The 20,887-nt window shown below is 66.4% G+C and carries 22 protein-coding genes; 4 read left to right on the top strand and 18 right to left on the bottom strand.

All coding sequences use genetic code 11. From position 1 onward, the window contains the following. Both AC1RJ5_RS06590 and AC1RJ5_RS06585 read left to right on the top strand, forming a co-directional pair. Positions 1–1,056: a glycosyltransferase family protein gene (locus tag AC1RJ5_RS06590; protein ID WP_493112374.1), complete on the top strand. Its 1,056-nt coding sequence runs from the start codon at positions 1–3 to the stop codon at positions 1,054–1,056. Beyond that, positions 1,049–2,182: a DUF1972 domain-containing protein gene (locus tag AC1RJ5_RS06585; protein ID WP_493112372.1), complete on the top strand. Its 1,134-nt coding sequence runs from the start codon at positions 1,049–1,051 to the stop codon at positions 2,180–2,182. Before AC1RJ5_RS06590 ends, AC1RJ5_RS06585 begins: the two co-directional genes overlap by 8 nt. Positions 2,183–2,258: 76 nt before the next feature. Here AC1RJ5_RS06585 and AC1RJ5_RS06580 read toward each other — a convergent pair whose 3' ends face one another. The 5 genes from AC1RJ5_RS06580 to AC1RJ5_RS06560 all read right to left on the bottom strand — a co-directional run bounded on the left by AC1RJ5_RS06580 (position 2,259) and on the right by AC1RJ5_RS06560 (position 6,339). Then, complete coding sequence (locus AC1RJ5_RS06580) at positions 2,259–2,933, bottom strand: FkbM family methyltransferase (protein ID WP_184168156.1); 675 nt, start codon at positions 2,931–2,933, stop codon at positions 2,259–2,261. A 26-nt stretch (positions 2,934–2,959) separates the two neighbouring features. After that, positions 2,960–4,252: a sugar transferase gene (locus tag AC1RJ5_RS06575; protein WP_493112370.1), complete on the bottom strand. Its 1,293-nt coding sequence runs from the start codon at positions 4,250–4,252 to the stop codon at positions 2,960–2,962. Between the two features lie 71 nt (positions 4,253–4,323). After that, positions 4,324–5,019, bottom strand: coding sequence for a class I SAM-dependent methyltransferase (locus AC1RJ5_RS06570; protein ID WP_493112368.1), 696 nt, complete (start codon positions 5,017–5,019; stop codon positions 4,324–4,326). A gap of 191 nt (positions 5,020–5,210) precedes the next feature. Next, positions 5,211–5,966 carry a metallophosphoesterase family protein gene (locus AC1RJ5_RS06565; protein ID WP_269574592.1) on the bottom strand — a complete coding sequence of 252 codons (756 nt, stop codon included), beginning with the start codon at positions 5,964–5,966 and terminating at the stop codon, positions 5,211–5,213. A gap of 139 nt (positions 5,967–6,105) precedes the next feature. Continuing rightward, complete coding sequence (locus AC1RJ5_RS06560) at positions 6,106–6,339, bottom strand: hypothetical protein (RefSeq protein ID WP_184168150.1); 234 nt, start codon at positions 6,337–6,339, stop codon at positions 6,106–6,108. Between the two features lie 426 nt (positions 6,340–6,765). On the opposite strand from AC1RJ5_RS06560, the gene AC1RJ5_RS06555 reads away from it, so the two are divergent. Further along, positions 6,766–7,812 carry a M48 family metallopeptidase gene (locus AC1RJ5_RS06555; RefSeq protein ID WP_342248816.1) on the top strand — a complete coding sequence of 349 codons (1,047 nt, stop codon included), beginning with the start codon at positions 6,766–6,768 and terminating at the stop codon, positions 7,810–7,812. Between the two features lie 4 nt (positions 7,813–7,816). On the opposite strand, the gene wecC is transcribed toward AC1RJ5_RS06555, so the two are convergent. Both wecC and wecB read right to left on the bottom strand, forming a co-directional pair. Further along, positions 7,817–9,112 (bottom strand): UDP-N-acetyl-D-mannosamine dehydrogenase, encoded by a 1,296-nt coding sequence (wecC, locus tag AC1RJ5_RS06550; protein ID WP_269574594.1) that lies wholly within the window; start codon positions 9,110–9,112, stop codon positions 7,817–7,819. Then, a complete protein-coding gene (wecB, locus tag AC1RJ5_RS06545) occupies positions 9,096–10,232 on the bottom strand; it encodes a non-hydrolyzing UDP-N-acetylglucosamine 2-epimerase (protein ID WP_269574595.1) in 1,137 nt (378 codons plus the stop codon). Before wecB ends, wecC begins: the two co-directional genes overlap by 17 nt. A gap of 114 nt (positions 10,233–10,346) precedes the next feature. On the opposite strand from wecB, the gene galU reads away from it, so the two are divergent. Further along, on the top strand, positions 10,347–11,219 hold the full coding sequence (galU, locus tag AC1RJ5_RS06540; RefSeq protein ID WP_269574596.1) for a UTP--glucose-1-phosphate uridylyltransferase GalU: 873 nt from the start codon (positions 10,347–10,349) through the stop codon (positions 11,217–11,219). Positions 11,220–11,241: 22 nt separating this feature from the next. Here galU and AC1RJ5_RS06535 read toward each other — a convergent pair whose 3' ends face one another. The 11 genes from AC1RJ5_RS06535 to AC1RJ5_RS06485 all read right to left on the bottom strand — a co-directional run bounded on the left by AC1RJ5_RS06535 (position 11,242) and on the right by AC1RJ5_RS06485 (position 20,872). After that, a complete protein-coding gene (locus AC1RJ5_RS06535) occupies positions 11,242–12,588 on the bottom strand; it encodes a nucleotide sugar dehydrogenase (RefSeq protein WP_342248814.1) in 1,347 nt (448 codons plus the stop codon). Positions 12,589–12,640: 52 nt separating this feature from the next. After that, positions 12,641–13,639: an NAD-dependent epimerase/dehydratase family protein gene (locus AC1RJ5_RS06530; protein ID WP_493112364.1), complete on the bottom strand. Its 999-nt coding sequence runs from the start codon at positions 13,637–13,639 to the stop codon at positions 12,641–12,643. 90 nt (positions 13,640–13,729) lie between these two features. Next, on the bottom strand, positions 13,730–13,936 hold the full coding sequence (locus AC1RJ5_RS06525) for a hypothetical protein (protein ID WP_342248812.1): 207 nt from the start codon (positions 13,934–13,936) through the stop codon (positions 13,730–13,732). Further along, entirely contained in the window at positions 13,933–14,706 is a 774-nt protein-coding gene (locus AC1RJ5_RS06520) for a HesA/MoeB/ThiF family protein (RefSeq protein ID WP_493112362.1), read from the bottom strand. Before AC1RJ5_RS06520 ends, AC1RJ5_RS06525 begins: the two co-directional genes overlap by 4 nt. Further along, positions 14,703–15,068 (bottom strand): hypothetical protein, encoded by a 366-nt coding sequence (locus AC1RJ5_RS06515; RefSeq protein WP_269574601.1) that lies wholly within the window; start codon positions 15,066–15,068, stop codon positions 14,703–14,705. The genes AC1RJ5_RS06520 and AC1RJ5_RS06515 overlap by 4 nt, the downstream gene beginning before the upstream one ends. Next, entirely contained in the window at positions 15,065–15,511 is a 447-nt protein-coding gene (gene dut / locus AC1RJ5_RS06510) for a dUTP diphosphatase (RefSeq protein WP_269574602.1), read from the bottom strand. Before dut ends, AC1RJ5_RS06515 begins: the two co-directional genes overlap by 4 nt. Next, positions 15,511–16,317: an alpha/beta hydrolase gene (locus tag AC1RJ5_RS06505; protein WP_269574603.1), complete on the bottom strand. Its 807-nt coding sequence runs from the start codon at positions 16,315–16,317 to the stop codon at positions 15,511–15,513. Before AC1RJ5_RS06505 ends, dut begins: the two co-directional genes overlap by 1 nt. Beyond that, on the bottom strand, positions 16,307–17,491 hold the full coding sequence (gene coaBC / locus AC1RJ5_RS06500) for a bifunctional phosphopantothenoylcysteine decarboxylase/phosphopantothenate--cysteine ligase CoaBC (protein ID WP_493112359.1): 1,185 nt from the start codon (positions 17,489–17,491) through the stop codon (positions 16,307–16,309). The genes AC1RJ5_RS06505 and coaBC overlap by 11 nt, the downstream gene beginning before the upstream one ends. Continuing rightward, the gene (locus tag AC1RJ5_RS06495) at positions 17,488–18,603 is read right to left on the bottom strand and encodes a hypothetical protein (protein WP_493112358.1); all 1,116 of its coding nucleotides are present in this window, start codon (positions 18,601–18,603) and stop codon (positions 17,488–17,490) included. The genes coaBC and AC1RJ5_RS06495 overlap by 4 nt, the downstream gene beginning before the upstream one ends. Further along, positions 18,600–20,135, bottom strand: a complete 1,536-nt coding sequence (gene ubiB, locus AC1RJ5_RS06490) for a 2-polyprenylphenol 6-hydroxylase (protein ID WP_493112356.1) — start codon at positions 20,133–20,135, stop codon at positions 18,600–18,602. Before ubiB ends, AC1RJ5_RS06495 begins: the two co-directional genes overlap by 4 nt. A 5-nt stretch (positions 20,136–20,140) precedes the next feature. Further along, the gene (locus AC1RJ5_RS06485; RefSeq protein WP_269574607.1) at positions 20,141–20,872 is read right to left on the bottom strand and encodes a class I SAM-dependent methyltransferase; all 732 of its coding nucleotides are present in this window, start codon (positions 20,870–20,872) and stop codon (positions 20,141–20,143) included. Positions 20,873–20,887 lie beyond the last annotated feature (15 nt).

Raw genomic sequence — 20,887 nt, 5'->3', positions numbered from 1 at the left:
ATGCGCGCCGCGATGCCGCCCGTGACCCTGCTCAACCCGTTCGATGCCTATGCGGGCTCGCAGCGCGTGGCCACGCAGCTGTTTGCCGCGTTCGAGGCGCTGGGCGCCAGGGTCCGGGTGCAGCTGGGCTTTGGCGGCCATGGCTTCGTCTCGGATCTGCCGGACGTACGCGCGGACCTGGTCTGCGGCTCGGTACGGGTGCGCAAGCTGCTCTTCCCACTATGGTCACTCGCCCTGGCGCCGCTGCTGCTGCTGCGCGTGCTGCGCGGGGAGCGGATCTGGGGCAACACCATCTATGCGCTGCCGCCGGCGATGCTCGCGGCGCTGGTCCGGCCGCGGCAGGTCTTCCTGCACCTACATGAGCTGACCTTTCCCGGCGTCTTCCGGCCGCTGCTCCGGCTGGCGATGCGGCGGGGCGTGCGGGTGATGTGCGTTTCCCATGTCCATGCCTCCGGGCTGGGCATCGACGCGACGATCCTTGCCAATCCCGTGGCGGTGCCGGACCTGCCGCCGGCTTCGGCGCGCGATCGGTTCCTGTATATCGGCACGACGGCGCCGATGAAGGGGTTCGCCCTCTATCTCGACGTCGCGGCGCGGCTGGGCGGGACGGGACTGCGGCCCGTTGCCTATCTGGCCGATCTCGAGCGGCACGATGCCGGGCTGCTGGCGAAGGCCCGCGCGCTTGGCGTGGCGGTGCATTTCGGCGAAACCGCGCCATCGACTTTGTTCGCCGACGGCTTCCTGACCCTGCTGGCCACCGATCCCGAACTGTGGGTGGAGACCTTCTCGCTGGTAGCGGTCGAATCATGCGCGTTCCTGGTGCCCGTGGGAGGCGCGGGAGCCGAGGTGCTCGACGAAGTGCTGGGCCCGGCGCTGGCGTTCAACATCGCATCCCGGGATCCGGCGGAGATCGCCGCGCGGATCACGGCGCTCGCCGGAGACCCGGCGAGACAAGCCGAACTGCGCGCCGCCTGCGAGGTGCGGCGCGGGCTTTACACCATGGACCGTTTCCGCGAGGCGCTGCGCGTGATTTTGCAGGGGGAAGAGCGTGAATAGGGCACGGACGCGCCGATCGAGGCGCGTTTCTCTGGTTGGCACGGTGGGCGTTCCCGGCCGCTATGGCGGCTTCGAGACGCTGGCCGAGCAATTGTGTCGGCATATCGAGCCTGGCCGGATGACATTCGCGGTCTATTGCGAGCGCAAGGTCTATAGCGAGGACCTGTCCGAGGATTTCTGCGGCCATAGGCGGGTGTTCATCCCGCTGCGGGCCAATGGCCCCATGAGCATGTTGTACGATGCAGCCGCGCTGCTGCACGCGCGCTTCGTCGAGCGCAGCCCGGTCGTGTTCCTGTTCGGCTATTCCGGCAGCTGGATCCTCCCGCTGCTGCGCCTCCTGTCGCCTTCCACCTGCTACATCACCAATGTCGACGGCATGGAGTGGCGGCGCGACAAGTTCTCCGCCTCCTCGAAGCTGCTGCTGAAGGGGCTCGAATATTTCGCGGCCGTCTTCAGCCAGAAGATCATTGCCGACAATTCGGCGCTCGCGGAGATCTTCGAGGCGCGATACCGGCGCAAGGCGACGGTGATTGCCTATGGCGGCGATCACACGGTCCTGCCCGAGGCGCCGGTGCCCGCCGACGCCGCGCCGCTCGACGCGCCGCAAGGGGCATATTATCTCGCGGTCGCGCGTATCGAGCCCGAGAACAATACGGAAATGATCCTCGAGGCCTGCGACAAGGCCGGCGCGGGCCTGGTGTTCATCGGAAACTGGAACGGAAGCGACTATGGCCGCCGGTTGCGGGAGCGCTTCGGCGCCAGCACGCACCTGCGGCTGCTCGACCCCATCTATGATCAGCGGGTGCTGGAGCGCTACCGACGCGGCGCGATCGGCTATATCCACGGCCATAGCGTGGGCGGGACCAATCCGTCGCTGGTCGAGGCGCTGTTTCACACGGACAGGCTGCTCAGCTTCGATTGTGCCTTCAATCGCGCCACGCTCAGCAACGCGGGCAGCTATTTTGCCGATGCCGGGCAGCTGGCGGAGGCGCTTGCCGGCGAAGTGGTTGTGTCGATCGATGCGCAGGCACTGGCGGCGCTGCGCGACACCTATCGCTGGGGTATCATCGCAGACCGGTATTTCCAGCTGGCCAGCGAAGGCCTGGGCGCGGATAGCCAAGCCTGAAACGCCGATGGCGCAGCCGGGCAGGCGGCGCCATCGGGGATATCGCAAGCGGCTATGGACAGAGCCAGTGCCGGGTTCAGCCCGGCTTTCGCTCCCAGCCTTCCCAGACGAAGCGATAGCACCACTGCTCATCATGGGTTTCCGCCAGCTTTGCGCGAATGGCGTCGCGCATCGCATCATAGTCGCCGACGGTATGGAACTGGATCTGCAGGAAGCGGATCCGGGGCAGCCAGCCCGCCTCGATAAGCGCGGGCAGAACGGCAAATTCGCCGCCCTCGATATTGAGCTTGAGCAGGTCGATATGATCGAGCCCGAGCGCATCCAGCGCTGCGGGTGCCGAGCGGAGTTCGCAATTGATGTGCGAATCCGATTTCTCGAGGCTGACGAAGCTGGAGGCGTCGCCATCGTCGGTGATCGCGAAGGTGCCGTCCTTGTCGCTCAGGCCATAGCGATGGGCGTGCAGCTTCGGCTTTCCGGAGAAGCGCTCGACGCAGGTGGCGTGGAGCGAGGGCACCGGTTCGAAGACATGCACGGTCGAGCCATAGCGTTCGTGGATGTCGAGCGCCCATTGGCCGATATAGCCACCCAGATCCACGACGATGCTGTCTTCATCGAGCGGATAGTCCAGGCGAAGCGTCGTATCGCCCTTGTCGCGGAACCAGCGCTTTGCCTCCAGAAGGGGGCCATCGCGAAGTACTTCCCGGCGATAGAGATTCTTGAGGCCGCGGGCCACACGTCGAAAAGTGATCATCTTCAAGCCTTTAGTCTTATCGAGGGCTAGCGCGCACCAGTGCCGGTGAACATGGTGTGGACGGTTCTGAGGATGATCAGGATGTCCAGCCAGAGCGAAAAGTTCTTCACATAATAGAAGTCGAGGTTGAGCTTTTCCTTGATGGCCTCAACCTCGGAGACGTGACCCTGGTTGATCTGCGCCCAGCCGGTGACGCCCGGCTTGATGATGTGGCGATAGTGGTAGAACGGGATTTCCTTCTCGTACCAGCTTGTCAGCTCGGCCGCTTCCGGGCGCGGGCCGATCAGGCTCATCTCGCCACGCACGATGTTGATCAGCTGCGGCAGTTCATCCAGGCGGCTCTTGCGCAGAAAGGCGCCGAGCCGGGTGATCCGGGGATCGTTGGCCTGGGTCATCGCCCGTCGGCGTGCCTCCTCATCGCTCGAAGCGGCAGTCGCAATTCGCATCGTGCGGAACTTGTAGATCGTGAACGGGCGGGCGCGAAAACCCGTCCTGCACTGGCGGAAAAGGGCCGGGCCAGAAGAGTCCAGCCGGATCAGCACCGCAATCAGCAGCATCGCCGGAGACAGCACGATCAGCATGCAGAGCGCCGCGAGGATATCGACCGTCGCCTTGATCTTGAAGAAGACGTCGTTCGGGTTCAGCGAGCCCAGGGTGTTCTCGGACAGATGATCGACTTCGACCCGGCCGGTGAGCTGCTCGATCGCCTGCTTCACATGATAGACGGGAGCGCCCTGCAGCACGAAGGACGTGATCCGGCTGTCCCACGCGGCGCTATGGTCGGCGCTCAGATCGACGACCACGCCGTGCAGGGGCGGCGTGGGGGCGTCCGGCGTCTCGATACGATGCCAGGTTACCGAGCCGAGCTGCGGGAGCCGGTTTGTCCTGCCGCCCGGGATCACGCCGAAGCAAACCCTGCGACGTCGCCGCACGATCAGGTGGATGAGCGTGAAAATCACCGATGTCAGCACATAGCTGATGGCGAACTGGACGCGGCTGTAGTCGAGGCGAAGGACCACGAGCATCGTGGCCAGCATGGCGAAGGTGAAGGAGACGCTCGCCACGATATATCCGCCGGCGGTAATGCCGGGAAACACATGCAGCCGCCGATAGCCGAGATAGCCGAGTACGAGGGCCAGCGTTCCGCCCGCTGCGGTGTTGAACTGGTTCGGCGACGTCACCGCCGCGCCAAACCAATATTGGCGGAGCACCACCGGCACCAGGATGGCAATGAGGAAAGCCAGGGCAACCTGGTACCGTGTTCGACCCAGCGTCTGGGAAACGGAGCGGGTCGCTAGGCGCCCTCTGTCGACATTCATCGCTGCCCCTCTCGTACTGGGCTACTCTGTACTGGACTATTTTGTCTGGATGTCGGCGTCAGCCGTTCAGATCAAGCGTGCGTGCGCAAGGCGGCGGCGATGTCCTCGGCATGCCATACGCCGATCGCGCGCCCTGGAGATACGAAGCTGTCATCAATGACATGGGCCGGCGTCGGAAAGCCGAACGGGCGGCGGGTAAGGTTCAGAAGCCGGAAGTCGCCGGTATCGACGTCGCGGTTGAAGCCGGTGGAGCCATCCGTCGTCAGCAGAATGAACTTGCGCGGCTTGCTCAGGATATTCTGCAGCGCGCGCCGGGCATCGGCGAAGCTCAGGTGGAACAGCATTTCGCGGCACAGCACCGCATCCGCGTCGGGCAAGGTTCCGCTGATTGCGTCCAGGCAATGGAATTCGCGCCGGTCCGAGCTGAAATTCGCCGTGTTGCTCTCGATCACCGCGGGGACGATGTCGGCACCGATATAGCGCTGCGACAGGCTGACTTCGCGCATCCAGGTGAAATCGCCGCAACCGATGTCCAGCAGCTTCTCGGCACCAAGCGTGTCGAGAATCCGAGGGAGTTCGGTCCGGATATTCTGCGTCGCCTGCAGGCTGGATCCGGCGCCGGAGCCTGGGGCATCGTCATTGCCGACCTGCCAGACGCCCGACGCGTAGATCTCGGAGAACCGTTCGCGGATATTGCCGGAGCCAAGATGGGAGGGGCGGCGCCCCAGGCCGACCAGTCGCAACCCGTGACGGACGATTTCCTTCAAAGTCTGGATACGGAAATTGGCCGGAACGTCAGTCATTTGCCCTCCAGTGCGAACATGCCCCACTTTGCACAGCGAGGTCGCCGGGGCGACCTTTTCGAGGAGATGAACGGAAGATTCCCGTGCTCTTGCGCGCACGCCCAGTCAAGTCGGCTTGGTCGCGCGCGCTGCCGGAGCGGGCAACCGGGAGGCAATCAGGTCTGCAGCAGCCAGCGCTCTTCGCCTTCGAGCCCGAGCGCGGTCAGGCGGCCTGAGTCATAGGCGCCGGTGTCTATCGCGATCCGGTTGGACTTGAACTGCGCCTCCGGGACGATGGTGTGCCCGTGGACGACGGTTTTCTCCAGGGCGCCCTTGTGATCGAGGAAGCTGTCCCGGATCCAGCGCAGATCCTTCACCCGCTGCTTTTCCAGGGGAAGGTTCGGATTTACCCCGGCGTGCACGAAGACATAGTCGCCGGCGATGATCATGTCCTCGAAGCTTTCGAGAAAGCGGACATGGGCCTCGGGGACCCTGGCCTTCAGGAGCTCGAGGAGCTCGGTATGGCTCGCCGGTGCGTATTCCTCTTCGGAGATGCCGTAGCTGAGCACGGTGGCCTTGCCGCCCACGCGGAGGTGGAATTTCAGAATCTCGATGCTGCCCTCAAGGGCGCCAAGAAACAGTTCTTCGTGATTTCCGAGCAGGAACCGGGAATTCGGCAAGCGCTCCCGGAGCGCCATAAGGGCGTCGATCACGCCGGCGGAATCGGGGCCCCGATCGATCAGGTCTCCAATGAAGACCAGCGTCGTGGCGGCTGGCGCGCGCTGGCGGTCATCCTCCTCGATGCGTGCGAGCAATTCGTTGAGGAGATCCAGGCGGCCGTGAATGTCGCCGATCGCGTAATATCGCTCTCCCGAGGGGAGGGCGGAGTTCCCTTTGGCAGGGCGCTTGAAGAGGGATAAGCCGAACGCCATACCGACTTGCAAACTCAAATAACCCGTTCGCCCTCATGCCCCGGCGAGATCAACTCGCCACGCGTGCGACGGGCAAATAAAAAGTGGCGACCCCGAAGGATCGCCACTTGAAACTCGGTCAGCTGACCGACCGACAATCCTACGGGCTGTCGGGCGTGTCGTCGCTGTCGGCGAGAACCACGGCGCCGCCGATGATGGCGACGGTGGCGAGAACGCCGATCAGAACGGCCGGAGCCAGCTCGCTCTTCTTGCTGGTCGAGGTCGAGGCGCGAACGCCCGACAGCGACAGCTTCGAAGCGCTCGTCGGAGCGGCCAGAACAGGAGCAGTCGCCATCGACGCGATAGCGGCCGCCGTAAGAAGCTTAGTGAACACTCTTTTTCTCCCTCTTTCGAGCTCTGGTGCTCTCGTCGGGCAGTCCTATGCCATAGGACCAAACCCGTCGCAACACCTCAAACTTTGGTAACGGCGAGAAAGTTCCCGACGTGACCCTTTGGCAACACAGGCCCGGTTGATCCGGATCACTTCTGTTACCCAGGCGACCCGCACCAAGTGGTTACGCAGCCGTCCTTAACGCGCTGCACCAATATAGCCAAGGGGGTTAATGAAGTGTCTTCGTCGAAATGGCCTTGTTTCGTGATGGTTAGGAGGGTTTTTTTGTGACTGATATGTTGCGGAAGACCGGCCCCGGTTCGAGTTGCGGTGCAAAAACACCGTAGTGCAGAGCGAATCGGGCGATGGAGTCTCGAATGGGCGTGCCGGGGTTTGTCGATGGGGCGGGCCGCGCGTAGGATGGCTGGAATGAAGCCCGTATCATCCGCGTTCCGCCGCCTCGCTCATGCCTGTCGCCGCGGCTTTCCGGCCATCGTCCTGCCGTTGCTTTTCCTGCCCCTGTCGACGCGCGCGGATGATGCCGCCCTGTTCGAAGGGGTGCGCGCTGCCGACATGCGCATCGCGGCGATCGGCTGGCGGCTCGCCGTGGCCAATGCGCGGCTGTGCGACCGGACCGAGCCCGGCACCGGCATGCAGCTTCACGTGCTCGATCAATATGGCGGGCCGCAGCGCGAGGCTGCTGCCCGGCATTTCGGTTTCGCCACGCCGGTCGCGGTCGAAGGGGTCTTGCCCGGCAGCCCGGCGGAGCAGGCGGGACTGCGCGCCGATGATTCGCTCGTTCGGGTCGGTTCGGTCGAGATCGCGAAACTGCCTGGCAAGGCTGGCAAGGCGGACCGGCTGGATGCCGCGCACCTCGCAATCGCGGCACTGCCCGTCGATGCATCGATCGAAGTGGACGCACTTAGAGCCGGTCGCCCGGTCCATGTGACGATTCGCCCGATCCGCACCTGCAACAGCCGATTCGAGATGACCGATGACTTCAACGCGGCCAGCACCGGCACCGCGGTGCAGGTCGGAGCCGGCTTCCTCGAGGACTATCCCGACGAGCAGATCGCCGTGGTGGTCGCGCATGAATTCGCGCACAATATCCTGCGCCACCGTGACCGGTTGATTGCGCGCGGCGTCGATTACGGCCTGCTTTCCGGCTTTGGCGCGAACGTGAAGTATTTCCGCCAGACCGAGGTCCAGGCGGATCTCCTTTCGGTCTACCTGCTGGCCAATGCCGGCTATCCGCTGCGCGCGACGACGGCCTTCTGGAAGCGCTTCGGCCCGAGCAAGGCCGGCGGCATATTGCGCAGCCGCTCGCATCCGGCCTGGCGGGACCGGGTCGCCACGTTCGAGGCCGAGATTGCCAAGGCCGAGACCATTTCGGCCCGGCCGGTCGTGCCCCCGATCCTCGGCGAACGCGACAAGCCGCTGGATGGCGACTGGCAGTCGATCCTGGTGCGGAACTAGCGCTTCAGCTCGCCAGGCGGAGCGGCTCGCCAGGGACGCCGCGCGGCTGGTCGGGCCAGATGCCGCGCGTGTCGTAGACCAGCTTGTCGGCGCGCTCGTCGAGCGGGACCGACTTGAACACGTCGTGATCGACCAGCACCACGAAGATGCCGCAGCTCTCGATCGCGCTGTCGATGTCGATTAGCCCGGCACCGGTGCCGTCGAATGCCTTGGGCAGCGCGTCGGCATAGGGCTCTACGATCTGGATACGCTCTCCAAACTGCTCGGCCAGCGCCGCCGCGACCTTGAGCGCGGGGCTCTCGCGGAAATCATCGATGTTCGCCTTGAACGCGAGGCCCAGGCACGCAACCTGGGCATGGGGGTTGGATTCGAGCATCGCTGCGGCGTGGCCGATGACATAGTCGGTCTTGCCGTCATTCACTTCGCGGGCGGTGCGGATCAGCGGGGTCTGCTCGGGCGCGGCGCTGACCAGGAACCAGGGATCGACCGCGATGCAGTGGCCGCCCACGCCCGGGCCGGGCGACAGGATGTTGACGCGCGGATGGCGGTTGGCGAGGCGGATCACTTCCCACACATCGACGCCCATCTTCTCGGCGACGAGGCTCAGCTCGTTGGCGAAGGCGATGTTGACGTCGCGGAAGGCGTTCTCGGTGAGCTTGGTCATCTCCGCAGCCTTGGCCGTGGTGGTGACGCAGGCGCCGCGCACGAAGCGGCGATAGAATTGCAGTGCCTTGCGGGCGCAGCGCGGCGTGATGCCGCCGATGACGCGGTCATTGTCGATCAGCTCGACCAGGATGCGCCCGGGCAGCACGCGCTCGGGGCAATAGGCGATGGCGACATCGGCGCTGCCGGTGCAGTGGCCGGGGATCTTGAGGTCGGGGCGGAGCTGGGCGAGCAGCGCGGCGACCTTCTCGGTGGTGCCCACCGGCGAAGTCGATTCGAGGATCACCACGTCGCCGGCCTTGAGCGTGATCGCGACATTGGTCGCGGCCTTGAGCACATAGCCGATATCGGGCGCATGGTTCTCGCCGAAGGGGGTGGGGACGGCGATGACGAAGACGTCGGCCTCCTCCACCTGGAGCGAGGCGCGCAGGCTGCCGCGCGCGACGACGCCCGAGACCAGGCCGTCCAGGTCGATCTCCTCGATATGGACCTTGCCCGAATTCACCGTGTCGACCACCGACTGGTGGACGTCGACGCCCAGCACCTTCGCGCCGGTGCGCGCGATCACCGCTGCCGTGGGAAGCCCGATATAGCCCAGGCCGAGAACACAGACCTTGAGCTCAGAATCCGAAACCATGTGCGACGATCCCCGCAATCCGCTCAGAGGCATGGCCGTCGCCAAACGGATTGTGGGCGCGGGCCATGGCCGAATAGGCGGATGGTACGTCGAGGAGGGTTGAGATTTCGGAAACGATACGCTCCGGGTCGGTGCCGACCAGCTTCGCGGTGCCCGCGACGACCCCTTCCGGGCGCTCGGTGGTCTCGCGCATCACCAGCACCGGCTTGCCGAGCGCGGGCGCTTCCTCCTGCACGCCGCCCGAGTCGCTGAGCACCACGTCGCAGAGCTCGAGCGCGCGGATGAAGTGGGGATAGTCGAGCGGCTCGATGCGCGCGACATTGGCCCGGTCGCCCAGCACCTTGTCCATTGCCGCCACGACATTGGGATTGGGGTGCATCGGGAACAGGATTGCGGTGTCGTCGCGGTCGGCGATGCGGCCGAGCGCCCGGGCGATGTCCTCCATGCCGCCGCCGAAATTCTCGCGGCGGTGCGTGGTGACCAGCACGATCCGCTTGCCGGCGAAGCGCGCGGCGATCGGATCGAGCCCGGCGGCCAGCTCCGGCTCGGCTTCGATCCGGGCGCGCGTGGCGAGCAGCGCGTCGATCACCGTATTGCCGGTGACATGGATCGTCGCGGGGCCGATATTCTCGCGGCGCAGCGCCTCGGCCGCGGTATCCGTCGGAGCGAAATGCTGGTCGGCGATCGGCGCGACGATGCGGCGGTTCACTTCCTCGGGCCAGGGCTGGTAGATGTCGCCCGAGCGCAGGCCCGCCTCGACATGGCTCACCGGCACCTTGCGGTAATAGCCTGCCAGCGCGCCGACCATCGCGGTGGCGGTATCGCCCTGCACGATTACCCGGTCGGGCTTCTCGTCGTCCATCACCTTGCCGAGGCCGGTGAGCAGCCGCGCGGTGAGCTGATCGAGCGTCTGGCCCGGTTCCATCAGGTCGAGGTCGATGTCCGGCGTCAGGCCCGCGATCGACAGCACCTGGTCGAGCAGCCCGCGATGCTGGGCGGTGACGCAGGTGCGCACGTCCAGCCCGGGCACGGCCGCCAGCGCGCGGACCACGGGAAAGAGCTTGATCGCTTCGGGACGCGTGCCGAAGATCAGGAGAACGCGCTTGCTGGTACCGGTCATGCGCATTCTCCTATCGCCGATCCCGTCACCATCAGGTTACGGTCGCGGACATAATTGCGAAAGCTTATAGCCATCGCTATGGGCGCCCGACTGATCTGAAAAGGCATTTCCCGAATGACCATCAAGCCGTTGCGCAAGGCCGTGTTTCCCGTGGGCGGCCTCGGTACGCGTTTCCTGCCCGCCACCAAGGCGATGCCGAAGGAAATGCTGCCGGTGGTCGATCGTCCGTTGATCCAGTACGCGGTTGACGAGGCCCTGGAAGCCGGCATCGAGCAGATGATCTTCGTTACTGGCCGCGGCAAGAGCGCGATCGAGGACCATTTCGACATCGCCTATGAGCTCGAGACGACCATGTCGGCACGCGGCAAGTCGCTCGAGATCCTCGACGCCACCCGGCTCAAGCCCGGCGCGGTCGCCTATGTCCGCCAGCAGGAGCCGATGGGCCTGGGCCATGCCGTGTGGTGCGCGCGCGACATCGTCGGCGACGAGCCCTTCGCGGTGCTGCTCGCCGATGATTTCATGCTCGGCAAGCCGGGCTGCCTCAAGCAGATGGTCGATGCCTATAACAAGGTGGGCGGCAACCTGATCTGCGCCGAGATCGTGCCGGACGACCAGACGCATCGCTACGGCATCATCACGCCGGGCGCGCAGGACGGGGCGCTGACTGAAGTGAAGGGCCTGGTCGAGAAGCCGGCCCCGGGCACGGCGCCGTCCAACCTGTCGGTGATCGGCCGCTACATCCTGCAGCCCGAAGTGATGCGGGTGCTCGAGAAGCAGGGCAAGGGTGCCGGCGGCGAGATCCAGCTGACCGATGCGATGGCCCAGATGATCGGCGACCAGCGCTTCCACGGCGTCACCTTCGCGGGCACCCGCTATGATTGCGGCGATAAGGCCGGCTTCATCCAGGCGAACATCGCGGTGGCGCTTGAGCGCGAGGATATCGCGCCGGCGATCCGCGATTTCATGACGAGCCGTTGCCCGGGCTGAGGCCCGGGCTGAGCTTGGGGGCTCAGGCGCGGACGACCTTCTCCGAAACCACACCCGCCTTGCCACAGGCATTGCGGGTGTCGATTACCAGCTTCGCGGCATCGACCAGCGCCGCATAGTCCACCGCGTCATGGTCGGTGGCGATCAGCACCGCGTCGTACCTGGCGATCTCGGCCTCGTCCCACGCCACGCCGTTGCGGAAGTTGAGCGTCGGGTGCTCGCGGGTGTTGTCGATCTGGGCGACATGCGGGTCGAAGAAGTCGGCGGTGGCGCCGCGTGCCTCGATCATCTCCATCAGGCGGAGCGACGGGCTCTCGCGGATGTCCTCGACATTCTTCTTGTAGGCGACGCCCATCACCAGGATGCGCGCGCCGCGCAGGCCGCGGCCGAAGCGCGCGTCCAGCGTGTCCGCCATCACCCGGACGACATGCTGCGGCATGTCCGCGTTGATCTGGCCGGCCAGCTCGATGAACTTGGTGTGCTGGTTATACTCGCGCGCCTTCCAGGTGAGGTAGAAGGGGTCGATCGGGATGCAGTGCCCGCCCAGGCCCGGGCCCGGATAGAAGGGCATGAAGCCGAACGGCTTCGATTTCGCCGCGTCGATCACTTCCCACACGTCGATGTCCATCGCGGTGAAGATGAGCTTGAGTTCGTTGACCAGCGCGATGTTGACCGCACGGAACACATTCTCGGTGATCTTCACCGCCTCGGCGGTCGCGGCGGACGAGACCTGGATCGCCTGGGGCACGATGTGGCGATAGACGCCCAGCGCCAGGTCGGCCGAGACCGTGTCGTCGGCGCCGACGACCTTCGGGATCTTGGTGGTCGAGAAGGTCGGGTTGCCCGGGTCCTCGCGCTCGGGCGAGTAGGCGAGGAAGAAGTCCTTGCCGGCGACCAGGCCCTCGGCCTCGAGGATCGGCTGCATCACCTCCCTGGTGGTGCCCGGATAGGTCGTCGATTCGAGGATGACGAGTTGGCCGCGGCGCAGCGTCTTCGCGATCGCCTGGGTGGTCAGCTCGACATATTTCAGGTCGGGCTCGAGATGGCGGGTGAGCGGCGTCGGCACGCAAATCAGCACCACATCGGCTTCGTCCAGCCGGCTCAGGTCGGCAGTGGCGCGCAGCTTCTCGTTTTCGACGAGCGGCGCGATGCGGGCGCCGTCGATATGCTTGATATAGCTCTCACCGGCTTCGAGCGCGTCGATCTTGGCCTGGTCGACGTCGAAAGCGAGGACCGGGCAGCCCGCCTCGCCAAAGGCAACGGCGAGCGGCAGGCCGACATAGCCCATGCCGATCACGCCGATGATCGCGGTGCCGCTTTCGATCCGCGCCTGCAGCTTCAAGCCATGGGCGGGCCATTCGATGCTCATAGAAACCCCGTGAAGTACGCTCTGTCGCGCCCTTCATGCCTCCGCAGGGGTTTCAGTTTCGATAATGCTCCAGATACCAATCCACGAATGCCGGCACGCCGGCGCTCGGCGGGGTGGTGGGGGCATAGCCGGTCAGCGTCTTGAGCAGCGCGTGCGACGCCTCGGTCGCGGGCACGTCGCCCTGCTGCATCGGCATGAAGTTCTTGATCGCTTCCTTGCCCAGCGCGCGCTCGATCTCGCCGATATAGTCCATCAGCTGGGTCTGCTGGCCCGCACCGATGTTGACGACGCGGAAGGGGGCGACGGGCGAGAGGCTGTCGCCCTCCACCGGCGTGTCGCCCGGCACGGCCTCGGTCAGCCGGACGATCGATTCGGCCAGATCCTCCACATAGGTGAAGTCGCGGACCATGTTGCCGTTGTTGTAGATGTCGATCGGCTGGCCGGCGATGATGCCCTTGGTAAACTTGAACAGCGCCATGTCCGGCCGGCCCCACGGTCCATAGACCGTGAAGAAGCGGAAGAAGGTCATCGGCGTCTTGAACAGATGCGCGTAGCTGTGCCCCATCAGCTCGGTCGCGCCCTTGGTGGCGGCGTAGAAGCTCAAGGGGGTGGCGGTGCGCTGCGTCTCGGTGAACGGCATGTCGGTGTTCGCGCCATAGACCGAGCTGGTCGAGGCGGCGAGCAGGTGCCTGGTCTTGTGCTGACGCGCCAGCTCCAGCACGTTGAAGCTGCCGATCAGGTTCGCCGTGACATAGGATTCCGGGCTGTCGATCGAGTGGCGCACGCCGGCCTGCGCGGCGAGGTGGATCACCACATCGGGCTGGAACTCGGCCCATTGCGCGCCGAACGCGCCCATGTCGTCGATCGAGACGCGGGCGACCTTGAAGTTCGGGTGGTTCGACAGGATGTCGTTGCGCGCTTCCTTGAGCGCCGGATCGTAATAGGCGCTGAAATTGTCCACGCCGAGCACGGTGGCGCCGCGCTGGAGGAGCTTGCTGGCCGTGTGGAAGCCGATGAAGCCGGCCGAGCCGGTTACCAGGACGCGCGTCATGGGGAGGGCAGGTGCCTCAAGGGCGCGGGGAAGTCCAGTTTCACGCATCAGGTAGTGACGAGTCACTGACCTCTACGGTCGGGAAAGGCGTTAGGTGAGCAACGCCCAAAGGAAACTTGCGAAAGATGCCAGGGCAAAGAAGCCGGACAGCCAGCGAAGCACACGCTCACCGGTATCGCTGATGCGCGATTGCCCGAAGCTCATCAAAAGGATCACTCCGCGAGGGGTGATCGTGCACAGGACGAAATAGGCTGTCGCCAATCCGTAGAACGTCACCTCGGGGAGCGGACCGATCACTCCGGCCTCTCCAGATCACCACAAGCGGGACAGCCCGGGTCCTTCGGCAGCGTCAGCGTGCGGAAGCGGAAGGCCAGCGCGTCAACCAGCAGCAGCTTACCCGCGGTCTCCTCGCCGAACGGCGCGATGGCGCGGACCACTTCCAGCGCGGCGAGGCTGCCCATCACCCCGGTAAGCGCGCCCAGCACGCCCTGTTCGGCGCAGCTGATGCCCGGGCGCTCGGGATCATGGCCGACGAAGCAGCGGTAGCAGGGCTTGTCCGGCTCCCAGCCGCGGAACACGCCCAGCTGTCCCTCGAATTCGGAGACGGCGGCGGAGACGAGCGGGATACAATGACGCAGCGCGGCGTCTGCGACCGCCAGCCGGGTGGCGAAATTGTCGCAGCCGTCGAGGATCACGTCGGGCGCGAACTCGGCGATCAGCGCATCGGCATTGCGCGCGTCGATGCGCTGCTGGAAGCCGGTGAACACCACTTCGGGGTTGAGCGCGGCGACGCGGGCGCGGGCGGCCTCGACCTTGGGGCGGTCTACGTCGCCGGTCGCATAGAGCGTCTGGCGCTGGAGGTTGGAGAGCGAGACCGTGTCGTCGTCCACCGCGCCGAGCGCGCCGATCCCCGCGGCCGCCAGATATTCGATCGCCGGCGATCCGATGCCGCCCGCGCCGATCACCAGCACGCGCGCGGCCTTCAGCCGCATCTGCCCGCCGCCGCCGATCTCGCGCAGCACGATATGGCGGGCGTAGCGCTCCAGCTCCGTGTCGGAGAGTGTCATTTGGTCAGGGTGAAGCTGATGGTCGTGCGATACCATTGCTCGGTCGCACCAGGGCGGGGGAGCAGGTTGTTGCGCGCGAAGCCGGCTGCCAGCGCGGCGGCATATTGCTCGACCGAGGGGCAGGCGATGGCGCGCGGTACGGTGGTCCGGATATTGCCTCCCTCGTCGACCAGCACGGCGATCGAGACTTCGGCGACACCCGGCTTGGCGAGCACGCATTTGCGCAGCTTCACTTCGCGCTGGACGAAGGTCTGCATCTCGGCGGTGATGATTGGGGGTGCGCGCCAGGGCAGGGGCGGCAGGGCGTCCCAGTCGATCGGCGCCGTCTGGAGCGCCGCAGCAAGAAGAACCGTCGCTATCACGTGCCCGTCGATCCGAAGCCCCCGATGCCTCGCGCCGTTTCGTCGAGCGTCCCCACCTCCTCGAGCTCCGCATGCTGAACCGGCGCGGGCACGAGTTGTGCTATACGGTCTCCGCGCGCGACGGTGAACGCCGCGTCACCGAGATTGGCAAGGATCACCTTAACCTCGCCGCGATAGTCGCTGTCGATCGTGCCGGGCGTGTTGAGGCAGGTGATGCCGTGCTTGAGCGCCAGGCCCGAGCGCGGGCGGACCTGGACTTCGTAGCCGACCGGGATCGCCATCGCGAAGCCGGTCGCCACCGCATGGCGCGCGCCGGGGGCGAGCACCACATCCTCGGCCGCGACCACGTCCATGCCCGCGGCTCCCGCCGTCGCATAGGCGGGCAGCGGCAGGCCCTCGCCATGCGGCAGGCGCTGAAGGGCAATGCGGATCGGAGCGAGCATCAAGATTTTCCTGGAAGCGCGGCGGCAAGGCGCTGGAGCGCGGAGATCACTTCGGGATCGCTCAGCAGCTCATGGTCCTTGCCGGGGATGATACGGAAATCGGTGGCGATGCCGCGCAGCGACAGCGCCTCGGCATAGGTGCGCGAGAAGCGCACCGGCGTGGTCTTGTCGTCGCCGCCGACCAGCACCGCGGCGCGCAGCGAGGGCTGCATGCCGCCGACCAGCTTGACCGGGTCGAGGCTGGTGACCGGCGCGTCCCAGAGCGGGGTGGGCGACACGGTCTTCATGTGCTTGCGCCACTCGGGCAGCGCGCAGGGGCAGGAAACGAGGACGATGCCGTCGACCAGCCCCGGATGCGTCGCGGCAAGGTCGGCGGCGATCGCGGCGCCGCCCGAATGGCCGACCACCACGGTGCGTGCCTGGCCGTAGCGGCGCTGCAGGTGGCGGATCGTCGCGGCGACGGCGCCGATCCGGTCCGCGGTATAATTGTCGCCCGTGGTCAGGCCGCGCTCGCCGGGCGAGACATGCCCCTGCGGGTCCTCATAGCCCGGGCGGAGCAGCGCGACGGCGATGCTCTGTGGCACTGCGGCGGCGGCGCTGCGGGCAAAGGCATAGTGATAGTCGGGCTTGGTCGTCGGGGCGTCGCCGTGCAGCACGACGATCAGCGTGCGCACCTGCTTGGCGGGCGTGTTGCCGAAGCTCTGGCTGTACAGGCCCGGGCCCGGTTCCGGCGCGCCAATGCGCTCGCCCGGCGTACAGGCGGCCAGGCTCGCGCCGAGCAGCAAAAGGGCAAGGCTAGAGCGCATCGGCAATCCGCTGCGCGAGACGGCGGGCGACTTCGTCCTTGGGCAGTCTTTCCCAGCTTTCGACACCGTCGGCGGTGACGAGATGAACGGCATTGGCTTCACCGCCCATCACATCGCCGGAAACATCGTTGGCGACAATCCAGTCTGCGCCCTTGCGAGTCCTTTTCGCGGCAGCATGTTCGAGCACCTGTTCGGTTTCGGCGGCGAAGCCCACCACCAGCCCCGGCCGGCGCGGGCTGGCGCCGAGCATGGCGAGGATGTCGGGATTCTCGGTGAGCTGGAGCCGGGGCGGGGCGCCGCCCTGCTTCTTGAGCTTCTGCCCGGCGCGCTCGACATGCCAGTCGCCGACCGCGGCGACCATCACCGCGGCATCGGCGGGCAGCGCCTGGGCGACGGCATTGGCCATTTCCTGCGCGGTCTCGACATCGATGCGGGTGACGCCCGGCGGCGTGGCCAGCGTGACCGGCCCCGAAACCAGCGTGACCTTCGCTCCCAAGGCTGCGAGCGCCCCGGCAATCGCATAGCCCTGCTTCCCCGAGGAGCGATTGGCGATGTAGCGCACCGGGTCGATCGGCTCATGGGTGGGGCCGGCGGTGACGAGGACATGCTTGCCGGCAAGCGGACGAGGCGCACCAGATTTAGGTTCTGAGAACTTCTGGATCGCCGCGAGGATCGCCTCGGGCTCGGGCAGCCGGCCGGGGCCGTACTCGCCGCAGGCCATCGGCCCCTCGTCGGGCTCCAGCACCGTCACCCCGTCGCCGCGCAGCGTCGCGACATTGCGGCGGGTCGCGGCGTGCTGCCACATCCGCACGTTCATCGCCGGCGCGGCGAGGACGGGCTTGTCGGTGGCGAGCAGCAGCGTGGTCGCCAGATCGTCGGCAATCCCCGCGGCCATCTTGGCGAGCAGGTCGGCGGTGGCGGGCGCCACCACCACCAGGTCCGCCTCGCGGCTGAGCTGGATATGCCCCATCTCGGCCTCGTCCTTGAGGTCGAACAGGTTGGTATAGACCTGGTTCTCGCTCAGCGCCGCGAGCGTCATCGGCGTGACGAAATGCTGCCCGCCTTCGGTGAGCACGCACTTCACTTCGATCCCGGCCTTGCGGCACAGCCGGATCAGCTCGCACGCCTTGTAGGCCGCGATGCCGCCGCCGACGATCAGGAGGATCTTCTTCATCGTGTGACCTTTGTCACGGTGATCCTGCGCCTGTCGAGCGCCTGCCGGAACAGGTCGCGCAGGGCGTCGGGCACAAAGGCGAGGCCGATCAGCGAGAGCGGGGCGACCATCAGTCCCCAATAGAAGGTATCGGGCCGCGCGAACAGGGCCAGGGCCACGCAATATGCCGCAAGCGTCAGGAACACGCGCCCCGCCGCCTGGTCTTTCCAAGCCGACCAGCCGAACAGCGAGCACGTGAACAGCAGCACGCCCAGCGCCATCGGGAAGAGCTGCAGCGCGGTCGACAGCACCATAGCCTTGGCGAAGAAGCCATAGCCGTGCAGCCCGGCCCAACCCGGCGAGGCCGGATCGGCGGCATTGGTCACCTGGCCCACCGCATGGGCATGGAAGCCGACCGCGACCGCGAGGCAGGCCAGCGCCACGCCCCAGCCGATCGCCTCGCGCCGCTGTCCCTCGAACCAGGCGGCGGCGAGCATCATGATCGCGTAGAGCGCGGCCAGCTCGCGCACCAGCATGGCCAGCAGCGCGATCGCGACGGCCTCGATCCAGCGCCCCTGCCGCCGGATGCCGAGCGACAGGGCGATCAGCAGCCCCGCCCATATCTCGTGAAACGCCCAGAGGTCGGTCTGGACGAACGCCATCAGCCCGCCGGCGAGCAGGGCGAGGCCGATCAGGACCGGCGGCCAGCGCGTCATCCCGCTCCGCAGCTTCATGCCCCACACGGCAAAGACCGAGGCGACCAGCACGAAGAGCAGCGCCAGCATGCCGGCACGCGGCACATGCGCCTCGACCATCGCCAGCCCGGGCAGGCGGAAGGTGACGAAGGGGCGTAGCGGGTAGTTGCCGGCCCGCAGCGCATCGGCGGTCACTTCGTAATAGTCGCCGCCGTGCCGCACGCCGGCGACGATGCTCTCATAGAGCACCACGTCGCTCTGGTCGTCGGCACGCTTCGCCGGATCGCCGCTCACCGGCGGCGGCCCGACCGTGACCAGCGCGGTCAGCGACAGCAGCAGGAACAGCAGCAGAATGCCAAGAACGATCCGGGCGCGGGGGCGGGCCAGCGCGGCGAAGCGCGTCGGTTCCGCCAGCCACTGGACCGCGGGCAGCTTCACGAGAGCAGGTACATCATGATCGCGGCACCCACCGCGCCCGAGAAGACCGCAACCAGCGCATAGCGCCAGCCGCCGACCACGCGGATCCGCTCGATCTCCTTGAGCGGCGGCGCGGGTGGCGCGCCACCCGGAGCCGGGAAGCGCAGCTCGATGTTGCGGATCAGGTCGGGCAGGCGGGCAAGCGTGCGGAAATCCTCGACCAGCCGGTCGGCGATCTTGGCTTCCGGGCCCAGCTCGGTGCGGATCCATTCGCGCACGAACGGGGCCGAGACGTCCCACAGATTGATATCGGGATCGAGCCCGCGCGCCACGCCCTCGACCATCACCATCGTCTTCTGGAGCAGAAGGAGATGCGGCTGGGTCTGCATGTCGAAGTCGCGGGTGATCGAGAACAGGCCGTCGAGCATCGCGCCCATCGACATGTCCTTCACCGCCAGCCCGCGCATCGGCTCGCCGACCGCACGCAGCGCCGTCGCGAACTCGGCGACATTGTGGTGCGGCGGCACATAGCCCGCCTCGAAATGGATCTCGGCGACGCGCTTGTAGTTGCCGGTGATCAGTCCGTAGAGGATCTCGGCCAGCCAGACCCTTGCACGTCGATCGATCCGGCCCATGATGCCGAAGTCGATCGCGGCGATGCGGCCATCGGGGAGCGCGAAGAGGTTCCCCTGGTGCATGTCGGCATGGAAGAAGCCTTCGGCGATCGCCTGGCGCAGGAACGCCTTGATCAGCCGGCTGGCGAGCGCGCTGGTATCGTGCCCGGCCTCGATCAGCTTCTGCCGGTGCGACAGCTTGATGCCGTCGATCCATTCCAGCGTCATCACCTTGCCGGTGGTGCGCTGCCAGTCGATCTGGGGAACCATGAAGTCCGGCTCGGCCTGCATGCCCTCGGCCAGTTCGGAAGCAGAGGCTGCTTCGCGGCGCAGGTCGAGCTCGCGCGCGGTCCAGCGCTTGAACGTCTCGATCACCATTCGGGGGCGCAGGCGCGACGCCTCGCCGCCCATGCTCTCCACCTGGGCGGCGGCCCATTCATAGGTGTCGATCGCCTTGGCAAACTCGGTCTCGATGCCCGGGCGCAGCACCTTCACGGCGACCTGGCGGCCATCGGTGGTGATCGCACGGTGGACCTGCGCGATCGAGGCGGCACCGACGGGATGCTCGTCGAATTCGGCGAAGAAGCTCTCGAGCGGCCGGCCGAAGCTGCCCTCGATCCGCTGGCGGATCACCGGGAAGGGGAGCGGCGGCAGCGCATCCTGCAGGCGCAGCAGGTCGTGCGCCGCCTCATCGCCGACCAGGTCGGGACGGGTGGCCAGCGTCTGGCCGAGCTTGATCGCGGCGGGGCCGATCGCCTGGAAGGCATCGGCATAATGCGGCACCTTGGGCACGCGCGCGCCGAAGCGGGCGATGCGCGCCACGCGGCGCACGGGCCTGGGCGTGTGCGGATCCTGCTCGATACCGCGCAGCGCGCCGTGGCGCGCCAGGATGCGGCCCCATTTCAGCAGGCGCCAGAGATGAACGGCGGGTGCGGTCACTTAGCTCAGATCTTCCAGCCGCTGTGGATCGCGACCAGCCCGCCGAGCAGCGGCTCGACCTTGGTCTGGGTGAAGCCTGCTTCGCGGATCATCCGCTCGAACTCGGGCATCTTCGGGAAGCGGCGGATCGATTCGATCAGGTAGCGATAGCTCTCCGCATCGCCCGCCAGCATCTGGCCGAGCTTGGGGACGAGCTTGTGCGAATAGGCGTCATAGACTTCGGAGAAGCCCGGCCACTCGGTGGTCGAGAATTCGAGCACGAACAGCCGCCCGCCGCGCTTGAGCACGCGGTGTGCCTCGCGCAGCGCCTTGGGAATGTCGGTCACGTTCCGGATGCCGAAGGCGATGGTATAGGCGTCGAAGAACTTGTCGGGCCATTGCAGCGTCTCGGCATTGGCCTCGCTCCATACCAGCCCGTCGATCCCGCGCTCGGCGGCGCGCTCTACGCCGACGGCAAGCATCTCGGGATTGATGTCCGCCACCGTGATCGATGCGCCCGAAGGCGCCATGCGGAAGGCGATGTCGCCGGTGCCCCCGGCCATGTCGAGGATATGCTCGCCCTCGCGCGGCTTCACCCGGCGGACGAACTTGTCCTTCCACAACCGGTGAAGTCCGCCCGACATGGCGTCGTTCATCAGGTCGTATTTCGCCGCGACGCTGGAGAAGACCTCGCCGACGCGGCGGGTCTTTTCCTCGGGGGCCACATCCTCGTAGCCGAAGGAGACGGTGTCGGTCATGCGACGGGCTCTAGC

Source organism: Sphingomonas sp. GW822-FHT03G08 (assembly GCF_058801135.1).
Note: the sequence above shows the minus strand (reverse complement) of the source record. Positions and strands in the feature narration are given on the sequence as shown.

Excerpts from the sequence above, each read along its gene's own strand:
- AC1RJ5_RS06590 (WP_493112374.1), top strand. The coding sequence starts at position 1 with ATGCGCGCCGCGATGCCGCCCGTGACCCTGCTCAACCCGTTCGATGCC.
- AC1RJ5_RS06580 (WP_184168156.1), bottom strand. The coding sequence starts at position 2,933 with ATGATCACTTTTCGACGTGTGGCCCGCGGCCTCAAGAATCTCTATCGC.
- AC1RJ5_RS06575 (WP_493112370.1), bottom strand. The coding sequence starts at position 4,252 with ATGAATGTCGACAGAGGGCGCCTAGCGACCCGCTCCGTTTCCCAGACG.
- AC1RJ5_RS06565 (WP_269574592.1), bottom strand. The coding sequence starts at position 5,966 with ATGGCGTTCGGCTTATCCCTCTTCAAGCGCCCTGCCAAAGGGAACTCC.
- AC1RJ5_RS06555 (WP_342248816.1), top strand. The coding sequence starts at position 6,766 with ATGAAGCCCGTATCATCCGCGTTCCGCCGCCTCGCTCATGCCTGTCGC.
- wecC (WP_269574594.1), bottom strand. The coding sequence starts at position 9,112 with ATGGTTTCGGATTCTGAGCTCAAGGTCTGTGTTCTCGGCCTGGGCTAT.
- wecB (WP_269574595.1), bottom strand. The coding sequence starts at position 10,232 with ATGACCGGTACCAGCAAGCGCGTTCTCCTGATCTTCGGCACGCGTCCC.
- galU (WP_269574596.1), top strand. The coding sequence starts at position 10,347 with ATGACCATCAAGCCGTTGCGCAAGGCCGTGTTTCCCGTGGGCGGCCTC.
- AC1RJ5_RS06535 (WP_342248814.1), bottom strand. The coding sequence starts at position 12,588 with ATGAGCATCGAATGGCCCGCCCATGGCTTGAAGCTGCAGGCGCGGATC.
- AC1RJ5_RS06530 (WP_493112364.1), bottom strand. The coding sequence starts at position 13,639 with ATGACGCGCGTCCTGGTAACCGGCTCGGCCGGCTTCATCGGCTTCCAC.
- AC1RJ5_RS06520 (WP_493112362.1), bottom strand. The coding sequence starts at position 14,706 with ATGACACTCTCCGACACGGAGCTGGAGCGCTACGCCCGCCATATCGTG.
- dut (WP_269574602.1), bottom strand. The coding sequence starts at position 15,511 with ATGCTCGCTCCGATCCGCATTGCCCTTCAGCGCCTGCCGCATGGCGAG.
- AC1RJ5_RS06505 (WP_269574603.1), bottom strand. The coding sequence starts at position 16,317 with ATGCGCTCTAGCCTTGCCCTTTTGCTGCTCGGCGCGAGCCTGGCCGCC.
- coaBC (WP_493112359.1), bottom strand. The coding sequence starts at position 17,491 with ATGAAGAAGATCCTCCTGATCGTCGGCGGCGGCATCGCGGCCTACAAG.
- AC1RJ5_RS06485 (WP_269574607.1), bottom strand. The coding sequence starts at position 20,872 with ATGACCGACACCGTCTCCTTCGGCTACGAGGATGTGGCCCCCGAGGAA.